The organism is Nocardioides sp. IC4_145 (assembly GCF_011250565.1).
Taxonomy (GTDB): domain Bacteria; phylum Actinomycetota; class Actinomycetes; order Propionibacteriales; family Nocardioidaceae; genus Nocardioides.
Genome location: NZ_JAANMS010000005.1, coordinates 108,747 through 127,053 on the forward strand (window position 1 = coordinate 108,747; position 18,307 = coordinate 127,053).

The 18,307-nt window shown below is 72.6% G+C and carries 18 protein-coding genes; 7 read left to right on the plus strand and 11 right to left on the minus strand.

Features of this window, described 5'->3' with window-relative positions; all coding sequences use genetic code 11:
- Positions 1-10 precede the first annotated feature (10 nt).
- Positions 11-289, minus strand: coding sequence for a hypothetical protein (locus G6553_RS04250; RefSeq protein ID WP_166189458.1), 279 nt, complete (start codon positions 287-289; stop codon positions 11-13).
- A 17-nt stretch (positions 290-306) separates the two neighbouring features.
- Positions 307-2,103: a methionine--tRNA ligase gene (gene metG / locus G6553_RS04255; protein ID WP_166189459.1), complete on the minus strand. Its 1,797-nt coding sequence runs from the start codon at positions 2,101-2,103 to the stop codon at positions 307-309.
- 73 nt (positions 2,104-2,176) lie between these two features.
- On the opposite strand from metG, the gene G6553_RS04260 reads away from it, so the two are divergent.
- Positions 2,177-2,851, plus strand: coding sequence for a GPP34 family phosphoprotein (locus G6553_RS04260; RefSeq protein WP_166189461.1), 675 nt, complete (start codon positions 2,177-2,179; stop codon positions 2,849-2,851).
- Between the two features lie 12 nt (positions 2,852-2,863).
- On the opposite strand, the gene G6553_RS04265 is transcribed toward G6553_RS04260, so the two are convergent.
- Genes G6553_RS04265 through G6553_RS04275 form a run of 3 tightly spaced genes read right to left on the minus strand, consistent with a single transcriptional unit; the run spans position 2,864 to position 6,553 of the window.
- Positions 2,864-3,466 carry a DsbA family protein gene (locus tag G6553_RS04265; protein WP_166189463.1) on the minus strand — a complete coding sequence of 201 codons (603 nt, stop codon included), beginning with the start codon at positions 3,464-3,466 and terminating at the stop codon, positions 2,864-2,866.
- A gap of 36 nt (positions 3,467-3,502) precedes the next feature.
- Positions 3,503-4,855 (minus strand): chromate efflux transporter, encoded by a 1,353-nt coding sequence (gene chrA, locus G6553_RS04270; RefSeq protein ID WP_347565477.1) that lies wholly within the window; start codon positions 4,853-4,855, stop codon positions 3,503-3,505.
- A gap of 60 nt (positions 4,856-4,915) precedes the next feature.
- Complete coding sequence (locus tag G6553_RS04275) at positions 4,916-6,553, minus strand: CHAP domain-containing protein (protein WP_166189465.1); 1,638 nt, start codon at positions 6,551-6,553, stop codon at positions 4,916-4,918.
- A gap of 143 nt (positions 6,554-6,696) precedes the next feature.
- Here G6553_RS04275 and pepN point away from each other — a divergent pair, with 143 nt between their 5' ends.
- Positions 6,697-9,252, plus strand: a complete 2,556-nt coding sequence (gene pepN / locus G6553_RS04280) for an aminopeptidase N (RefSeq protein ID WP_166189467.1) — start codon at positions 6,697-6,699, stop codon at positions 9,250-9,252.
- Between the two features lie 337 nt (positions 9,253-9,589).
- Here pepN and G6553_RS04285 read toward each other — a convergent pair whose 3' ends face one another.
- Positions 9,590-9,979: a DUF5130 family protein gene (locus G6553_RS04285; protein ID WP_166189469.1), complete on the minus strand. Its 390-nt coding sequence runs from the start codon at positions 9,977-9,979 to the stop codon at positions 9,590-9,592.
- Positions 9,966-10,328, minus strand: a complete 363-nt coding sequence (locus G6553_RS04290) for a hypothetical protein (protein ID WP_166189471.1) — start codon at positions 10,326-10,328, stop codon at positions 9,966-9,968. The genes G6553_RS04285 and G6553_RS04290 overlap by 14 nt, the downstream gene beginning before the upstream one ends.
- Before the next feature lie 114 nt (positions 10,329-10,442).
- Between G6553_RS04290 and G6553_RS04295 the strand changes: the two genes are divergently transcribed.
- Positions 10,443-11,477 (plus strand): mechanosensitive ion channel family protein, encoded by a 1,035-nt coding sequence (locus tag G6553_RS04295; RefSeq protein WP_166189473.1) that lies wholly within the window; start codon positions 10,443-10,445, stop codon positions 11,475-11,477.
- A 107-nt stretch (positions 11,478-11,584) separates the two neighbouring features.
- Here G6553_RS04295 and G6553_RS04300 read toward each other — a convergent pair whose 3' ends face one another.
- On the minus strand, positions 11,585-12,013 hold the full coding sequence (locus tag G6553_RS04300) for an OsmC family peroxiredoxin (RefSeq protein WP_166189475.1): 429 nt from the start codon (positions 12,011-12,013) through the stop codon (positions 11,585-11,587).
- Positions 12,014-12,113: 100 nt separating this feature from the next.
- Between G6553_RS04300 and G6553_RS04305 the strand changes: the two genes are divergently transcribed.
- Entirely contained in the window at positions 12,114-12,506 is a 393-nt protein-coding gene (locus G6553_RS04305) for a globin (protein ID WP_347565478.1), read from the plus strand.
- An 18-nt stretch (positions 12,507-12,524) separates the two neighbouring features.
- Here the strand turns inward: G6553_RS04305 and G6553_RS04310 are convergent, their stop codons facing one another.
- A complete protein-coding gene (locus G6553_RS04310) occupies positions 12,525-13,286 on the minus strand; it encodes a DapH/DapD/GlmU-related protein (RefSeq protein ID WP_347565479.1) in 762 nt (253 codons plus the stop codon).
- A gap of 195 nt (positions 13,287-13,481) precedes the next feature.
- Here G6553_RS04310 and G6553_RS04315 point away from each other — a divergent pair, with 195 nt between their 5' ends.
- Positions 13,482-14,384, plus strand: coding sequence for a hypothetical protein (locus G6553_RS04315; RefSeq protein WP_166189478.1), 903 nt, complete (start codon positions 13,482-13,484; stop codon positions 14,382-14,384).
- A complete protein-coding gene (locus tag G6553_RS04320; RefSeq protein ID WP_166189480.1) occupies positions 14,363-14,944 on the plus strand; it encodes an RNA polymerase sigma factor in 582 nt (193 codons plus the stop codon). Before G6553_RS04315 ends, G6553_RS04320 begins: the two co-directional genes overlap by 22 nt.
- A 49-nt stretch (positions 14,945-14,993) precedes the next feature.
- Here G6553_RS04320 and G6553_RS22015 read toward each other — a convergent pair whose 3' ends face one another.
- Entirely contained in the window at positions 14,994-15,854 is an 861-nt protein-coding gene (locus G6553_RS22015) for a thioesterase family protein (protein WP_166189481.1), read from the minus strand.
- 68 nt (positions 15,855-15,922) lie between these two features.
- Between G6553_RS22015 and G6553_RS04330 the strand changes: the two genes are divergently transcribed.
- Positions 15,923-17,137 carry an acetyl-CoA C-acetyltransferase gene (locus tag G6553_RS04330; protein ID WP_166189483.1) on the plus strand — a complete coding sequence of 405 codons (1,215 nt, stop codon included), beginning with the start codon at positions 15,923-15,925 and terminating at the stop codon, positions 17,135-17,137.
- A 1-nt stretch (position 17,138) separates the two neighbouring features.
- Here the strand turns inward: G6553_RS04330 and G6553_RS04335 are convergent, their stop codons facing one another.
- On the minus strand, positions 17,139-18,266 hold the full coding sequence (locus G6553_RS04335) for a crosslink repair DNA glycosylase YcaQ family protein (protein ID WP_166189485.1): 1,128 nt from the start codon (positions 18,264-18,266) through the stop codon (positions 17,139-17,141).
- Positions 18,267-18,307: the final 41 nt, after the last annotated feature.

An 18,307-nucleotide genomic window follows, 5' to 3' on the forward strand; every position in this document is an offset into this window, starting at 1 on the left:
TCCAGGTGGTTCAGGCGCCGCCGTTGTCCCCGCCGAGGGAGCCGGGCGTCGTGGGCTCCTCGTCCGCCGGGACGGGCTCGAACGACAGGTGGTGCCCCGAGCGGATCGCACGGACGACCTCGCGCACCCACGAGTCGTCGTCCAGCGCCATGCCGCGCTGCGCCATCTCCCGGCGCAGGGTGTCCTCGAGGTCGATCGAGGCGTCCTCCGTGTACGCCGTCGCGGTCGCGTCGACCGCCTGCTGCGTCGCCGTGCGCAGGTCGTCCTCGTCGGTGCGTTCGCTCGTCATGACGGTCCGGTACCCCCTCACTCGCCCGCGAGGCGGGCGAGCTCCTCGTCCACGACGGACGGGTCGAGCTTGGTGAACACCGGCGTCGGCTTGGCGACCGGGGTGCCGGCGACGACGGGACGCCGCTCCCACCGCGGGGTCGCGGAGTAGTCCCCGGTGATGATCGGGTAGCCCGCACCGCCGTCGAGGTCCTCGACCTCCTCCAGCCGCGGCATCGGCGCCACGTCCCCCGCGCCGCCGAGCGCCTGGTCGACGAGGTTCGCCGAGAACGGCAGGAACGGTGCGAGCACGAGGTTGAGGTCGGCCACGCACTGGGCCATCACGTGCAGGATCGTCGCGAGCCGCTCGCGCTGGTCCTCGCCCTTGAGCTTCCAGGGCTCGGAGTCCGAGACGTACTTGTTGACCTCGGCGACCGCGCGCATCGCCTCGCCGATCGCCTGCTTCTGGCGGTGCCGGCCGATGAGGTCGCCGACCGTGCCGAAGGCCTCCTCGACGACCGCGAGCACGGCTTCGTCCTCCGGCGCGAGCGGGCCAGCGGCCGGGATCTCGCCGAAGTTCTTCGCGATCAGGTTGGCCGTGCGGTTGACCAGGTTGCCCCAACCGGCGACCAGCTCGTCGTTGGTGCGCCGGACGAACTCCGACCAGGTGAAGTCGGCGTCCTGGTTCTCCGGGCCGGCCGCCGCGACGAAGTAGCGGAACGCGTCCGGCTGGTAGCGGCTGAGCAGGTCGCGCACGTAGATGACGACGCGCTTGGAGGAGGAGAACTTCTTGCCCTCCATGGTGAGGAACTCCGAGGAGACGACCTCGGTCGGCAGGTTGAGCTCGCCGTACTCCCGCGGCTCGCCGCCCTTGGCCCCCTTGCCGGCGTAGGCCAGGAGCTCGGCCGGCCAGATCTGGGAGTGGAAGGTGATGTTGTCCTTGCCCATGAAGTAGTACGACAGCGCCTCGGGGTCGTTCCACCAGTCCCGCCAGCGGTCCGGCTCGCCGAGGCGGCGCGCCCACTCGATCGAGGCCGAGAGGTACCCGATGACGGCGTCGAACCAGACGTAGAGCTTCTTGGTCGGGTTGTCCTGCCAGCCCTCGAGGGGGACGGCGATCCCCCAGTCGATGTCGCGCGTCATCGCGCGCGGACGGATCTCCTTGAGGATGTTCTGGCTGAACCGGATGACGTTCGGCCGCCACAGGCCGGTCGCCTCCCGCTCGTCGAGCCACTCCCCCAGCGCCTCGGCCAACGCCGGCAGGTCGAGGAAGAAGTGCTGGGTCTCGACGAACTCCGGGGTCTCGCCGTTGATCCGCGAGACGGGGTTCTTCAGGTCGGCGGGGTCGAGCTGGTTGCCGCAGTTGTCGCACTGGTCGCCGCGCGCGCCGTCGTACCCGCAGATCGGGCAGGTGCCCTCGATGTAGCGGTCGGGCAGGGTGCGCCCGGTGGACGGCGAGATGGCGCCGTACGTCGTCTGCTCGACGAAGTAGCCGTTCTGGTGGACGCCGAGGAAGAGCTCCTGCACGACCGCGTGGTGGTTGCGCGTGGTGGTGCGCGTGTAGAGGTCGTACGACACGCCCAGCGCCGCGAGGTCCTCGGCGATGATCCGGTGGTTGCGGTCGGCGAGCCCCTGGGGCGACAGCCCGGCCTCGTCGGCGGCGATGAGGATCGGGGTGCCGTGCTCGTCGGTGCCGGAGACCATGAGGACGTCGTGCCCGGCCATCCGCATGTAGCGGCTGAAGACGTCGGAGGGCACACCGAAACCGGCCACGTGGCCGATGTGGCGCGGGCCGTTGGCGTACGGCCAGGCGACGGCGGACAGGACTCGACTCATGGGCCGATCCTAGGGTCGTGGCCCGCTCGCTCCCGCGCCGGTGCGGGGCGCGGACGGCGCTAGCGTGACGTGCATGACGCTCATCGCGGAGGACCTGCTGCTCCTGCTCCTCGACGACGAGAAGGGGACGCTCGCCGCGAGCAGCTACCTGCAGTCCGCGCTCGGCGGCGCGCTGCTGGTCGAGCTGGCCCTCGCCGGCGCCGTGGAGGTCGAGGAGAAGCGCGGCTTCTGGCACTCCGCCAAGGTGCGGGCCACGAGCACGGCGACGCCGACGGACCCGCTGCTCGCGGCGGCGCTGGCGACGGTCAGCGAGAAGGAACGCAGCGCCCAGGACCTGGTCAACCGGCTCGGCAAGGACGTCAAGGACGACCTGCTCGCGAGCCTCCAGCGGCGCGGGATGGTCGAGCCACGGCGCGACAAGGTCCTCGGCCTGTTCCCGCGGACCACCTGGCCGGCGGTCGACTCGACCCACGAGGACGCGGTACGCCGTGCCCTCACCGCCGCGCTCGTCTCCGGCGCCGAGCCGGACGAGCGGACGCGGGCACTCGTCGCCCTGCTCGACGCGCTCGGTCGCGCGCACAAGAGCGTCGAGCACCAAGGCATGTCCGCCGGCGAGGTCCGCAAGCGGGCGAAGGCGCTCGCCGACGGCGACTGGGCGGCGAAGGCGGTCAAGGACGCCATCGCCGCCTCCACCGCTGCCATGACCGCCGCCGTCGCCGCCGGCGGCGCCGCGGCCGGGTCGTCCTGAGGCGCCGCGCGGCTAGCTGAAGTCGAGCTCGGCGTTCCGCGAGCGCTTGAGCTCGAAGAAGTGTGGGTAGCCGGCGAGCAGGACCGCGCCGTCCCAGACCTTGCCGGCTTCCTCCCCCTTGGGGATCGAGGAGAGCACGGGGCCGAAGAACGCGGTGCCCTCGATGGCGATGGTCGGCGTGCCGACCTCGTCGCCGACCTGGTCCATGCCGAGGTGGTGGGACTTCTTGATGGCCTCGTCGTAGGACGAGTCGTCCATGGCGTCGGCCAGCGAGGTGGGCAGGCCGGCCTCCTCCAGCGCGGACTCGATGACCTCGCGGGTGAAGTCCTGCTCCCGGTTGTGCCGGCGGGTGCCGAGGGCGGTGTAGAGCGGCAGCAGCGCCTCCTTGCCGTGGGCCTGCTCGGCGGCCATCACGACCCGCACGGGCTGCCACGCGGTCTTGAGGAACTCGCGGTACTCCTCGGGGATGTCCTTGTCCTGGTTGAGGTAGGCCAGCGACATCAGGTGCCAGGTGACGGAGATGTCGCGGACCTTCTCCACCTCGAGGATCCAGCGCGAGGTGATCCACGCGAACGGGCAGGCGGGGTCGAACCAGAAGTCGGCGTTGGTCGTCATGACCGCAGTCAACACCGGGCGCCCAGCGGCTGTTCCTCAGCCCGTCGCCAGGTGAAGCGCCAACCCGAGGAGCGCGCACACGCCGAGGGTCCGCAGCACCGACCACCGCAGCCGCAGCACCAGCACCAGCGCGACGGCGACGACGACCATCGCCGGCCACGACCACGACGACCACACGGGCAGCTCGAGGCCGAGGTGGTCCCGGCCGACGCGTCGCGTGTCGGAGAAGAGCGTGTGGACGGCGAAGAACAGCGCGAGGTTCGCGATGACGCCGACGACCGCGGCCGTCACGCCGGCCAGCGCGGCGGTGAGACCGGCGCTCCCGCGCAACCGCTCGACGTACGGCGCGCCGAGGTAGATGAACAAGAAGCTGGGCACGAACGTCACCCACACGACCAGCAGCGAGGCGACGACCGCCCCGAGCCAGGGGTCCAGGCCGCCGGGGTCGCGGTGACCGCCCAGGAAGGCCACGAACTGCACGACCATGATGAGCGGCCCGGGCGTCGACTCGGCGAGCGCGAGCCCACGGGCCATCTCGCCCGCCCCGAGCCAGCCGTAGGTCTCCACGGCCGCCTCCGCGACGTAGGACAGCACCGCGTAGGCGCCCCCGAAGGTCACCAGTGCCATGCCGCCGAAGAACACCCCCTGGTCGGTGTAGACGCTGCGTCCGCCCCCGAGCGCCCAGGCGAGCACGACGGGTGTCACCCAGAGGACGACGCCGAGCGCGAGAACCACGACGTTGCGCCGCCACCCGGGCGCGGCGGTGTGGAGGGCGTCGTCCGGCACCAGCGGCGGCGGCGCGTCGGAGGCGGCCTTCGTTTGCGGAGCGGCCAGCGCCGGGACGCGGCGGCCCACGAGCCAGCCGACCAGGCCGGCGCCCAGCACGACGGCGGGGAACGGCACGTCGAGGACGGCCAGGCACAGGAACGCTGCGACGGCCAGTGCGACGAGGGCCGGGTGGCGCAGGGCCCGCCCGCCGATCCGCAGCACGGCCTGCAGGACGACCGCGACCACCGCCGGCGCGAGACCGAGGAACAGGCCGGTGACCACCACGGTGTCACCCTGGGCGACGTAGAGCCACGAGAGCCCGAGCAGGGCCACCAGGCCGGGCAGCACGAACAGCACCCCCGCCACCAGGCCGCCGAGCCAGCCGTTGAGGAGCCATCCGGCGTAGACGGCCAGCTGTTGTGCCTCCGGGCCGGGCAGCAGCATGCAGTAGCTCAGCGCGTGCAGGAACCGCCGCTCCCCCAGCCACCGCCGCTCGTCGACGAGCTCGCGCTGCATGACCGCGATCTGGCCCGCCGGGCCCCCGAAGGTCTGCAGCGAGATCCGGAACCACGCGCGGGTCGCCTCGCGCAGGGGGACGACCTGGGTCGCACGTCGGCTCACCCGGGGATCCTGACAGATCCCGGCCGGGCGCGAGCCCGGGTCCGGGCGTCGGGCCACGGCTCAGCGGACGACGACGAACCCCTCGGCGCGGCTGCTGCGGACGACGTCGGTGCCGCGGTAGAGCACGACGACCGGGAGCCGGCCGGCCTTGACGTTCCGGACGACGACGCGAGCGCGTCCGCCGGTGACCGTCGCCTCGACGATCCGCTTGGCGACCTTGATCTTCGCCGTGCCGTCGGGCGCGGCGACACCCGGTGCCGTGACGTCGACGACGACCACCGCGCGGCCCTTCTTGCCGTTGGTGCGCAGCGCGACCTCCGACGTCGTCGCGACCCGGCCGTCGGGGCGGACCGTGGTCGACGCGCTGCGGAAGTGGGGCGCGGTGAGGTCGACGCGCAGCGTGATCGCGTGACCGACGTCCTCGGGCGTGAGGTCGTACGACGTGCCGGTGCCGATGGGCGTGCCGTCGCGGAGCCACGTGTGCTCGACCTTCGCGTCGGCGGGCGTGTACGTGCCAGCCACGGCCTTGAGCGTGCGGCCGGTCCGCAGGACACCGCGGACGCCGAAGTCGCGGCGCACCTCGATCGTGCCCGCGATGACGCGGGGGGTGGGGCCGGTCTCGACGACGACCTTCTGGTAGCCCGCCGCCCGCGCCGTGACCCGCGCCGAGACGACGGTCCCGATCTGCTCCTGGCCGAGCACCAGCCGCTCGCCGGTCGCACCCGCGATCGGCCGCCCGTCGGCCAGCCACTCGACCTTGAGCTTCTCGGCCGCGGGCGTGAACGCCGGCTGCGAGAGCGTCAGCGTCTGGTCGACCTCGGCGGTGCCGCTGACCACCGGCCCGGCGGTCTGCGCGAGGACGCCCGGCGCCACCGCGGGCGCGGTCGGCGAGGTCGCCGACGCGGCGGCGTACCCCTTGCGCTGGGCGGTGACCTTGACCGCGAGCCGCTTGCCCTTGAGGTCCGGCGTCGGGGTGAAGGTGGCCGACGTCGCGCCGGCGACGGCCTTGCCGCCGGCGAGCCACTGGTAGCGGTAGGTCGCGGTCGGCTGCCACGCGCCGGGCTCGGCGGTGACCGGCTGCCCGACGGTGGGCGTGCCGACGACCGCCGGCGGCGCGTCGTTGACGACGGCCTTGTCGTTGAAGTGGATGAAGCCGCTGGGCCAGCTGTTGCCGGTCTTGGTGATGCGGCGCCAGTGGAAGTCACCGCCCCAGCTGTCCTCGGACACGATGATCTCGGTCGGGGAAACGACCTGCTCGACGTACGCCACGTGGCCGGCCGAGCCGGCGCCCCCGGTGTTCTGCTTCCACCACGCGACCGCGCCGACGGCCGGGACGTCGTCGGTGATCGACGACATTGCGCGGCCCCAGTTCTCGGCGTTGCCGCTGCCGGACCACGGCCGCTCGTTCGGCATGCCGCTGGAGACGAGGCGGTAGGCGACGTAGTTGGTGCAGTTGTGCCCGGCGTACATCCGCCAGAACATCTGCTTGCTCACGGCCTGGTAGCCGCCGTTGGGGTAGCCCGCGTCGCGGCACGCCTTGTAGCCGGTGCACAGGTACGTCGACGCAGCACCGGCTGGCGCCACGGGCACTGCGACCAGGCCGGCCAGGACGGTGCCGAGCAGCAGCACGACAGACGCGAGCGGGCGCGCCGAACGGGTGATCCGGGGCGCGTGGGACGGCTGTGACTGCTGAGGCACGAGGGGACTCTAGTGGCAGAAAGTCAAGCACCGACACGCCGGCCAAGAACTTCAATCATGTAATTTTCGGGCTCTGTGCCCGCCCGGGGACGGTGGAGACGCCGGATGGGGGCACGTCCCCGTCCGGTGGCAGGATGCGGCGCATGCCTGGAACGAACCTCACCCGGGACGAGGCCGCCACCCGCGCCGCCCTCCTGGACGTCACGTCGTACACCATCGACCTGGACCTCACCGGCGCCACCGCGACCGATGCGAGCACCTTCGGCTCGACCACCACCCTCGAGTTCACCTGCCGCGAGCCGGGAGCGGAGACGTTCGCCGACCTCGTCGACGCCACCGTGCACGAGATCACCCTGAACGGCGAGAGCCTCGACCCCGCGACGGCGTACGCCGACAGCCGGATCACCCTCACCGGGCTGCAGGAGACGAACACGCTGGTCGTCCGGGCCGACTGCACCTACTCCCACACCGGGGAGGGCCTGCACCGCTTCGTGGACCCCGCGGACGACCGGGTCTACCTCTACTCGCAGTTCGAGGTGCCGGACGCCCGCCGGGTCTTCACCACCTTCGAGCAGCCCGACCTCAAGGCGCCGTTCACGTTCCGGGTCTCCGCGCCGGCGCACTGGGCCGTGGTGTCCAACTCCCCCACGCCCGAGCCGCGCCCGCTCGCGGAGGGCACCGCGGTCTGGCAGTTCGAGCCGACCAAGCCGATGTCGACGTACATCACCGCGATCGTCGCCGGCGAGTATCACGCCGAGCACGACGTCTACGAGGGCAAGCACGGCTCGATCCCGCTGGGCCACTACTGCCGACAGTCGCTCGTCGAGCACATGGACACCGACGAGCTGGTGAAGCTCACCAAGCAGAGCTTCGCGTTCTTCGAGGAGAAGTTCGACTACCCCTACCCGTTCGGCAAGTACGACCAGCTCTACGTGCCGGAGTACAACATGGGCGCGATGGAGAACGCCGGGTGCGTGACGCTCCGCGACGAGTACCTCCCGCGCAGCCGCCAGCCGCGGTCGTTCTACGAGTTCCGCACCTCCGTCATCACCCACGAGATGGCACACATGTGGTTCGGCGACCTCGTGACGATGAAGTGGTGGGACGACCTCTGGCTCAACGAGTCGTTCGCCGAGTGGGCCTGCTACTGGTGCGAGGCCGAGGCCACCGAGTTCGACGACGCGTGGACCGGCTTCGCGAACGCCCGCAAGCAGACCGGCTACCGCGCCGACCAGCTGCCCTCGACCCACCCGATCGCGGCCGACAACGTCGACCTGCACGCGGTCGAGGTCAACTTCGACATGATCACCTACGCCAAGGGCGCCTCGGTGCTCAAGCAGCTGGTCGCCTGGGTGGGTCTCGACCCGTTCGTGGCCGGTCTGCGCCAGTACTTCAAGGACCACGCGTTCTCCAACGCGACCTTCGCCGACCTGCTCGCCGCGCTCGAGAAGTCCTCGGGCCGCGAGCTCAAGGGCTGGGCGCAGGAGTGGCTCCAGACGGCCGGCGTCAACACGCTCGCGCCGCGCTTCGAGCTCGACGACCAGGGTCGCTACGCGTCGTTCTCGGTCGAGCAGTCCGCCCACCCGGACTGGCCGACGCTGCGCCGCCACCGCCTGGGCATCGGCCTGTACGACGAGCGCGACGGCGGGTTGGTCCGTCGCCAGTACGTCGAGGTCGACGTCGAGGGCGCCTCGACCGCGATCGAGGAGCTCGTCGGCGTGGAGCAGCCCGCGCTGCTGCTGCTCAACGACGAGGACCACGCCTACGCCAAGATCCGCCTCGACGAGCGGTCGCTGCAGACCGTGATCGGTGGGCTGTCGAGGCTCGAGGACTCGCTGCCCCGGGCCGTCGCCTGGACCGCCACGTGGGACATGACCCGCGACGGCGAGATGGCCGCCACCGACTGGGTGCGCCTGGTGCTGGCCAACATCGGCCAGGAGACCGACGCCTGGGGCGTCACGCGGATCCCCGCGTCGACCGCGCTGGCCGTCGAGCTCTACTCCGACCCGGCCGGTCGCGCCGCGCTCAAGGGCGAGTGGGAGTCCGGCCTGCGCGAGCTGCTGCTCGCCGCCGAGGCCGGCAGCGACCACCAGCTCACCTTCGCCCGGTCCTACGCGCTCGCCGCGCACTCCGACCAGGCGGTCGCCGACCTGCGCGGCCTGCTCGACGGGTCGTTCGCCGTGGAGGGCCTCGCGGTCGACCAGGACCTGCGCTGGGCGCTGGTGACGAACCTGGCCCGCCTCGGCGTCTTCACCGACGCCGACATCGACGCCGAGCTCGACCGCGACCCGACCAGCGCCGGCCGCGAGAAGGCCGCCGCCGCGCGGGTCGCCCAGCCGACCGCCGAGGCCAAGGAGGCCGGCTGGGCCGCGATCATGGACCCCGCCACCCCGAACGAGACCTCGCGCGAGATGGTGCTGTCGATCTTCCGCCCCGGCCAGGTCGAGGTCGCGGCGCCGTACCTCGAGAAGTACCTCGAGGCCGCGGAGACCGCCATCGACCGCCTCGGCTTCCACAAGGGCTCGGTCGTCCTCGAGCACGGCTTCCCGCGACTCCTGGCCTCCCCCGAGACCGTCGCGCGCCTGGACGCCTGGCTCGCGGACAACACCGCCCCCAAGGGCGCCCAGCGGTACGTCGGCGAGGCCCGCGCCGAGCTCGCCCGCGCCCTCACCGCCCAGGAGCGCGACGCCCGCGCCTGACGCGTCCCGCACGAACGACCGGACGGCCGGCCTCCCTCAGGGGAGGCCGGCCGTTCGCCGTCCGACCACCCCGCCGAGGTGGCACCCCGGCAGGGTCGAGGTGGCACTCCTGCAGGGTCGAGGTGGCACCCCCGCAGGGTCCAGGTGGCACCCCCGCAGGGTCGAGGTGGCACTCCTGCAGGATTGAGGAGGAACACCTGTGCACGTGCCACTTCCGCCCTGCGCACGTGCCACCTCGGCCCTGCGCACGTGCCACCTCGGCCCTGCGCATGCGCCACCTCGGCCCTGCGCATGCGCCACCTCGGCCCTGCGCACGCGCCGCCTCGGCGCGGGGCGGTCAGGCGTCGCGGGCGTGCAGCGTCTGCGGCGGGCGGGCGTGGTCGGCGAGCATGTGGATGCCGCGGACCAGGCCGCCGACGAGGTCGTCCTCGGCGAACGCCTGCTGCATGTGCAGGGCCGCGAGCTCGACCTCCTTGTCGGTGAGCGTGCGGCGCACCCACCCGCCGGTGACGATCTCGAGCGCCCGAGCGGTGGGGTCGACCAGCACCAGGATGCTGCGGGCCGGCGCGACCAGCGAGTTGTGCAGCTGGGTGGCGAACGCGCGCGGGTCGCCCTCCGCCCTACCGAGGAAGACGGAGAACTCCACGCGCGAGTGACGCTCGGCCGCGCGGATCGCCTCGTCGAGGCGGGTCCGTTGGGCCTCGGTCAGCAGCTCACCAGCGGGCACTGGCGCCACCGGCCTGCGACTGGTCGCCGTCGGGGCCGGCCAGCTCGGAGGTCGTCTTGCGCGGGCCGCCGATCCACTGGTCCTCGACGGTGGCCGAACCGGCGGAGACGCGCTCGCCGCGGGCGATCGCCGGGAGGTACACGGCGGCCCAGATCAGCACGAAGAGCAGCAGCGGGATGCCGACGAAGATCAGCAGCGCCTCGAGCGTGCTGACCGGGTCCGGGTCGGACCAGCCCTCGGGCACGTCCGCGGTGGCCGGAGCGGCCAGCACGACGCCGGAGGTCAGGACGACGAGGAGGCCGGCGAGCAGGGCGGCGGCGCGACGAAGGAGGCTGGTCGAAGCGGTCACGGGGCCAGGGTATCGGCACCTCCCGACGCACCCCGAGCGGCGTCCGGTCGGATGGGTCACACCGGGCCGCGAGCCCTTCGGCAGCCCCCGGGCGACCTGTTAGACATGGCCCCCATGTTCTCCGCGTCTCCCGGGTATCCCGCCGCCGCCGACCCCTGCGAGGAGGGCCAGCAGACCTGCGAGGTCGCCCTCAAGTGGTTCGGCAACGACACGGTCGCCGAGGTCGCCGACGTCATCATCGGCAAACCGCTCGCGATCACCGGCCTGCTGGTCCTGGGCCTGGTCGTCCGCTGGGCCCTGCACAAGCTCGTCGACCGCCTCGTCGCGAGCGCCGAGGACGGCGTGCTGCCCGACCGGGTCACCCGGCTCCCGCGCCGCGGCCGGGCCGTGAACGTCGTGGCGGCCCGGGACGCGGCGACGCAGACACGTCGCGTGCAGCGCGCCAAGACGATGGGCGACCTGCTCAAGAGCGTCATCACCGGCATCCTGGTCGCGATCATCGGCACGATGGTGCTCTCGGAGCTGGGGGTGAACATCGCCCCGATCATCGCCAGCGCCGGCATCGTCGGCGTCGCGCTCGGCTTCGGCGCCCAGTCGCTGGTGAAGGACTTCCTGTCGGGGATCTTCATGATCTTCGAGGACCAGTACGGCGTCGGCGACGTCGTCGACCTGGGTGACGCCGTCGGCACGGTGGAGGCGGTCTCGCTGCGGGTCACCCGGCTCCGGTCGCTCGACGGCACCGTCTGGTACGTGCCCAACGGGGAGGTCCTCCGGGTGGGCAACCTCAGCCAGAACTGGTCGCGCGCCGTCATCGACGTGGGGGTCGCCTACAACACCGACCTCACCCTGGCCAAGCAGGTACTGGCCGAGGTCGGTAGGAGCATGTGGGAGGACGAGGACTACCGCCACCTGCTCATCGAGGAGCCGGAGGTGACCGGCGTGGAGATGCTTGCCGCGGACTCGATCAACCTGCGGATCATGGTCAAGACCGTGCCGCTGGAGAACTGGGCCGTCGCCCGCGAGCTGCGGCAGCGGATCAAGTCCCGCTTCGACCACGAGGGCATCGAGATCCCCTTCGCCCAGCGGGTGGTGTGGCACCGCGAGGAGTCCCGGGCCGGCGGCGGCCGCAGCTCCGACGAGGACGCCTGAGCACACGGCCCGCACCACACGGCGTACGACACGACGTACGACACGACGACGGCCCGCCCGGATCGATCCGGGCGGGCCGTCGCGCGTCGTGCGTCGGGTGCTGGGGGTCAGCCCTTGAGCGAGGCGTCCAGCGTGATGGTCGTGCCGGCGAGCGCCTGGCTGACCGGGCAGCCCTCCTTGGCGCCGTTGGCGGCCTCGACGAACTGCTCCTCGCTGACGCCTTCGACCGTGCCGACGACGGTCAGCTTGATGCCGGTGATGCCGGTGCCCGGGGTCAGCTCGACCTCGGCGCTGGTCTCGAGGGTGGTCGGCGGGGTGCCCGCCTTGGACAGCGCGGCGGACAGCGCCATCGAGAAGCACGAGGAGTGCGCGGCGGCGATGAGCTCCTCGGGGCTGGTCTTGCCGTTGGCCGACTCCGCTCGGGACGGCCAGGAGACGTCGAAGGTCCCCACGCCGGAGGACTGGAGCTCCACGGAGCCGGAGCCCTCCTGGAGGGAGCCCTGCCAGGTGGTCTGCGCGGTACGCGTCGTTGCCATGCGTCGATCACTCCTGTGCTTGGTGCGGCTTGAGGTCTGGTCGATCGCGAGTCTGGCACGCGGATTCAACGGGCTGGACGGGCGTCGGCAGAATGGACGCGTGACCACGTTCTACGAGGAGATCGGCGGCTTCGAGACGTTCCGGCGGATCGTTGCGAAGTTCTACGAGGGCGTGGCGACCGACGAGGTGCTGCGGCCGATGTACCCGGAGGAGGACCTCGGCCCCGCCGAGGAGCGGTTCCTGCTCTTCCTCGTGCAGTACTGGGGTGGCCCCACGACGTACTCCGAGAACCGTGGGCACCCGCGCCTGCGCATGCGGCACGCGCCGTTCAAGGTGACGCCGGAGTCGAAGGACCACTGGCTCCAGCACTTCCGCGCCGGCCTGGACTCCGTCGACCTCACGCCGGAGCAGGACGCGCAGTTCTGGGAGTACGTCACCCACGCCGCGCAGTTCATGGTCAACACCTTCGACGAGCCGCCCGCCGCGACGTGACCTCCGGACCGGCGCCGCTCAGCCGGTGACCGCGGGGTCGAGGAAGTCGAGGTCGTCGGCCAGCTCGGGACGTACGTCGCCGCGCGACCCGACCCAGCCGACCCCCGCCTCGTAGCGCCGAACGACCCGCGCCGGGTTGCCGGCCACCACCGCGTGGTCCTCGACGACGCCGCGCACGATCGACCCGGCCGCCACCACCACGTTGCGACCCAGCCGGGTCCCGGGCAGCAGGACGGCGTGGTGGCCGATCCACGAGCCGGCGCCGACGACCACCGGGTCGGACGGTCCGAACTGCGCGCCGATCGGCCGGTCCGGCACCTGGTAGCCGTGGCTGGCGTCCGTGATGAAGACGCCCTGCCCGCAGAACACGTCGTCGCCCATCTCGACCGACTCGTGGGCCGTGATGCTGGTCCGCGCGCCCAGGATGCACCGGTCGCCGATGACCAGCCCTCGCGGCGGCAGCACCTGCTCCCCCACGCCCCAACCCACCGACAACGTCACCTGGCGCCCGACCAGCGTCCCGGCACCGAGGTGGATCGAGGACGGGTTGAGGATCGTCGCCGGCGGGAAGTCGATGCACGACCCCGCCCCGAACGACCCGAACTCCTCCGCCGCGCGCGTCCCCGGCACGATCTCCCCCGCCCGGTCCACCCACCGCCACCCGGCGTGGACGACTCGGTTCATCAGGCGGGCGGCTGGATGCACGCGCCGGACCCTAGCGCCCGTCAGCTGGTTGAGGAGGCCGGCCACGGCCGTCGGCTGGTCGAGGAGGCCGGCCACGGCCGTCTCGAAACCCGCCGGGCCGATCGACCACGGGGCGCCGGCACGTCGCCCGGCGGTGGATGTAACGCCGGACGGGGTCCGCGACAGGAAGCGGTGGAGCACCGACGCCCTCTGCGAGCCGCGCAGGGCGCACGGGCTGCGCACGGTGGCGCGCTCGGGCGCTACCGTTCGAGTGAACGGAGGCGGCGGCACATGGCACGACCCAGGACGGACCGGTTGCGGGTGGACCCGCCGGCGACCGCGCCCGACGACGCCTTCATCACCCGCCTCGCGAACCTTGCGGCCGCCTCGGCACCCACGGCCGCACCCGCCGGTCGGTCCCCGTGGATCCGCACGAGTGTCGTGGCGGGCACCGTCCTGGCGCTCGCGGGCAGCGGCGCCGCCATCGCCGCGGTCGTCGAGCAGCAGCGCTCGGCCCCCGAGGCCCCGCCCCCGACCCAGGCGCCGACCCAGGTCCCGAGCGACGTACCAGGCGTCCCCGACGGGTCCGGCGCGTCCGAGCCCGGCGACACGCGCTCCGACGGCGACGGTGGGCCGAGTGCTCGGCCCTCGCGCTCGCCCTCTGCTGGGGCGTCATCGTCGGCGCAGAGCGGTGCACCCGGTCAGTCCGGCGACGCACCCGGCCAGTCCGGCACGCTGCCCTCCCCCGTCCCCACATCGGTCACCCCGCCCGGGCTCGGCAACGGCCCCGGCAACGGCCCGGGGAACGGCAACGGGAACGGCAACGGGAACGGGAACGGCCCGGGCAGCAACCCCGGCCTCGGCCAGGGACAGGGCGGCGGCCAGTCCAACGGCCAGGGCCCTGGCACGGGCAACCCGGCGAACAACGGCCAGGGCAACAGCGGTGGCCAGGGCAGCGGCAACCCTGGCGGCTCCGGCAACCCCGCCCCCGGCAGCGGCGGTCCCGGCAACGGGAACGGGAACGGGAACGGGAACGCCCCAGGCGGCCCCGGCAGTGGCAACCAGGGCAACCAGGGCAACCAGGGCAACCAGGCGGACGGCAACGGGCAGGGCACCGGGCAGGGCAACGGCGGCAAGGGCGGCAAGGGCGGCTCGACCAACGGGGACCGTGGTTGGACGCCGACGACGAGCTGATCGAGCGCGCGAAGCGCGGTGACCAGGACGCCTGGCGCGAGCTGTACGTCGAGCACGGCGGCCGGCTCGTGGTGTGGCTCCAGGTGCGACCCTCCGGCGACTCGGCGATGGCGGCCGAGGACGTCGCGAGCGAGGCGTGGCTGACGGCGGCGACGAAGATCCACGAGTTCACCGGCACCGGCGAGCAGTTCGCGGGCTGGCTGTTCGGCATCGCCCGCAACCTCGGGATGAACGCACGCCGCAAGACCGACCGGCGGCGCACGGACCCGGTCGGCGAGGACGGCGTCCACGAGGCCCACGAGCCCGTCGACGCGCCCGAGGCCTACCTCGTCGGGAAGGACTGGGTACGACAGGTGCTGGCGCAGCTGCCCCCGCGCGAGCGCGACGTGATCGGCTGCCTGGAGGTCGTGGGCCTCGACGTCGAGGCGACGTCCCGCGCGCTGGGCATCAGCGCGGTCGCCGTGCGCGTCGCGCGCCACCGCGGCCTGCGGCGGCTGCGCGGCCTCGGGCTGCTCGACCCCGGGTCCGAGGTCGCGACCAGCACCCAGCCGACCACCTGACCCACGCCCGGTCCGGACCCAGTCCAGCCCGGCTCAGGCCGGGAACAGCTCAGCCCGGCAGCGCCGCGACCAGCGCGTCGCGGAACGGCGGCTCCGGCGGCGTCGGCCGCTGCGCGTCCGGGTCGACGACGACCACGGTGGTGTGCGCGCGAGCCAGCACCCTGTCGGCGTCGCACAGCTCGGACTGGACGTCGAACGACGTGTTGCCGACCCGCGAGATCCAGGACCACGCGTCGTACGGCTCGGGACGGTGCAGCACCGGCACGCGGTACTCCACCTCCTTGCGCGCGATCACGAGCAGCGGCTGCGGGGCGGTCCGCGAGGCCTCCCGCCAGATCCCGTGGAAGTAGTGGATGCGCGCTTCCTGGAAGTACTCGAAGTACGTCACGTTGTTGACGTGGCGGTAGACGTCGACGTCGGAGAACCGGACCTGCACCGGGTAGTGGCCGGCGGTGGCGGGCCGCTCGGTGACGGGCACCCGCGGCGCCGGGTCGGTCGGCTCGAGGTACGCCGTGAGCGTCTCGCGCTCCGCGGCGGTGAGCCGGCGCGGCCGCTCCTCGGCGAACAGGTACGGCGTCAGCACCGTCGAGGCCTGGAGGTAGACCTTCCGGGAGCCGTCGGGCCGCTCGTGGAAGACCTCGTAGGCGAGGGTGAACGTCGCGGCGCGCAGCTCGGTGACCCAGCACTCGATGCGCACCGGCCGGAAGTCGAAGAACAGCGGCGCCCGGTAACCCACGTCGTTGCGCACGACGACGACGCCCTCGGCGAGGTCCTCGGCCTGGGACCGCCCGTGGGTGCGCAGCATGTCGACCCGCGCCTCCTGGAGGTAGTCGACGTAGACCACGTTGTTGACGTGGCCCAGCAGGTCCTGGTCGCCCCAGCGGACGGGGCACTCGTAGACGTGACGCACGTCCCGATCCTGTCAGCCGCTCCTGATCTAGGCTGAGTCGGCACATCACCCGAGATCGGAGTACCTGCATGCCCGAAGCCGTCATCGTCTCCGCGACGCGTTCCCCCATCGGCCGCGCGAACAAGGGGTCGCTGAAGGACCTGCGTCCCGACGACCTCACCGCGACCATCGTCCAGGCGGCGCTCGACAAGATCCCCGAGCTCGACCCCACGACCATCGACGACCACTACCTCGGCTGCGGCCTCCCGGGCGGTGAGTCGGGCAACAACATGGCGCGCATCGTCAACGTGCTCCTGGGCTACGACCAGGTCCCGGGCGCCACGATCACCCGCTACTGCTCCTCGTCGGTGCAGACCAGCCGGATGGCGTTCCACGCCATCAAGGCCGGCGAGGGCGACGTGTTCATCTCGGCCGGCGTCGAGACCGTCTCCCGCTTCGCGAAGGGCACCTCGGACCACTGGCCCGACACCCACAACCCGAAGTTCGCGGAGGCGCAGGAGCGCACCAAGAAGACCGCCGAGGGCGGCGTGGACTGGCACGACCCGCGCGAGGACGGCCTGCTCCCCGACATCTACATCGCGATGGGCCAGACCGCCGAGAACGTCGCCAAGCAGCGCGGCCTCTCCCGCCAGGAGCTCGACGAGTTCGGCGTCCGCTCGCAGAACCTCGCCGAGAAGGCGATCAACGACGGCTTCTGGGCGCGCGAGATCACGCCGGTCACCACCCCCGACGGCACCGTGGTCTCGACCGACGACGGCCCGCGCGCCGGCGTGACGTACGACGCGGTCAAGGACCTCAAGCCGGTCTTCCGTCCCGACGGCGTCGTGACGGCCGCGAACTGCTGCGCCCTCAACGACGGCGCCGCGGCGGTCATCATCATGTCTGACACCAAGGCCGCCGAGCTGGGCGTCACGCCGCTGGCCCGCATCGTCTCCACCGGCGTCTCGGGCCTCTCCCCCGAGATCATGGGCATGGGACCGGTCGAGGCGACCAGGAACGCGCTGAAGAACGCCGGCATGACCATCGGTGACATCGACCTGGTCGAGATCAACGAGGCGTTCGCGGCGCAGGTCGTGCCGTCCTACCAGGAGCTCGGCATCGACATCGAGCGGCTCAACGTCAACGGCGGCGCGATCGCGGTCGGCCACCCGTTCGGCATGACCGGCGCCCGCCTGCAGAACACCATGCTCAACTCGCTCGACTGGCACGACAAGACCACCGGCCTCATCACCATGTGCGTCGGCGGCGGTCAGGGCATGGCGATGATCCTCGAGCGGATCTGAGTCACTCCTCGACGAACCCCGCGAACGCCTGGCCACGGAACGTGGCCAGGCGTTCTGCTTCCTGCTCCAGCGCACGACGTACGTCGGCGGTGGGCTCGTGGCCGTCCCACACCGTCACCTGGAGCCGCAGCCGCCGCCCGGCGGTGCGCGGCCGCCAGGTGCCGACGACCGCGTGCCCGACGAGCAGCCCGCCGGGGCGGCCCAGCACGCGCCACAGGTCCTTGCGGGCGTCCGCGTCGGGCACGACCAGCTCGCGGTCGCGCCCCTGCAGGAACAGGTCGAACGGTCCGAGCAACCGGACCGTGCCGGGGTCGGGACCGGCGTCGGGGTCCTCCGCCTCGAGCAGGGCGTCGAGGTCGGCGGCCAGCAGGCTGCGGGTCACGCCGTCGACCTGCACGTCCACGGCGTCCTCCGGCCAGCGCGCGCGCACGTCGCGCACCGGCGCGTCGACGTACGCCGCGACCTCCTGGGGCGTGGCGGGGCCGAGGAGTCGCAGCACGGTGCGCACGACGTCGAGGTGCTCCGGGACGCGCTCCGCCCGGCCGCGCCAGCCGGGCACCGGACGCAGCACCGGCGGCGAGGTCCCCGGTTCGAGCTCGAGCCCGACCCGCAGCGCCGCGAGCCGGAAGGTCTGCTCGTGGGAGTGCACGGCCTGGCACGGCCGGCACTGGCGCAGGTACGCCGCCGGCAGCCGCTCGGTCAGCGCCGCCGAGACCTCACCCTTCACCGTCGGCCCGGTCACCACCTCGCGCATGACGCGACCGACCTCGTCGAGCGCGTCGAGGACCGGGACGCCGGCGGCCCGCAGCGGCTTGCTGGCGTCGAAGATCCGCTTGGCGGCGTCCTGCTCCGACCACGGCGCGGTCGCGGCCGCGACCTCGGCGACCTCCGCGCGGCGGTAGAGGTGCGGAGCTCCGCGCAACGTCCAGGCCAGCACGCGGTCCTCGTACGTCGGCTCCGCCCCGCGCAGCGCCAGCGCCCACCGCGCGCCGTCCGGTCCGGTGTCCTGCGCGCCCAGGTCGAGCACGGCCGCGTCCTGGTGCTGCCCGTCCGGGCCGGCGGTCCGGTCGAGCTGCTGGGCGCGCACGCGGCGGCGGAGCACGGCGTCGCGGGTGACGGCTGGGGCCATGTCCTCATCGTGCACCAGCCCGCCGACGGTGCGGGCGTGCG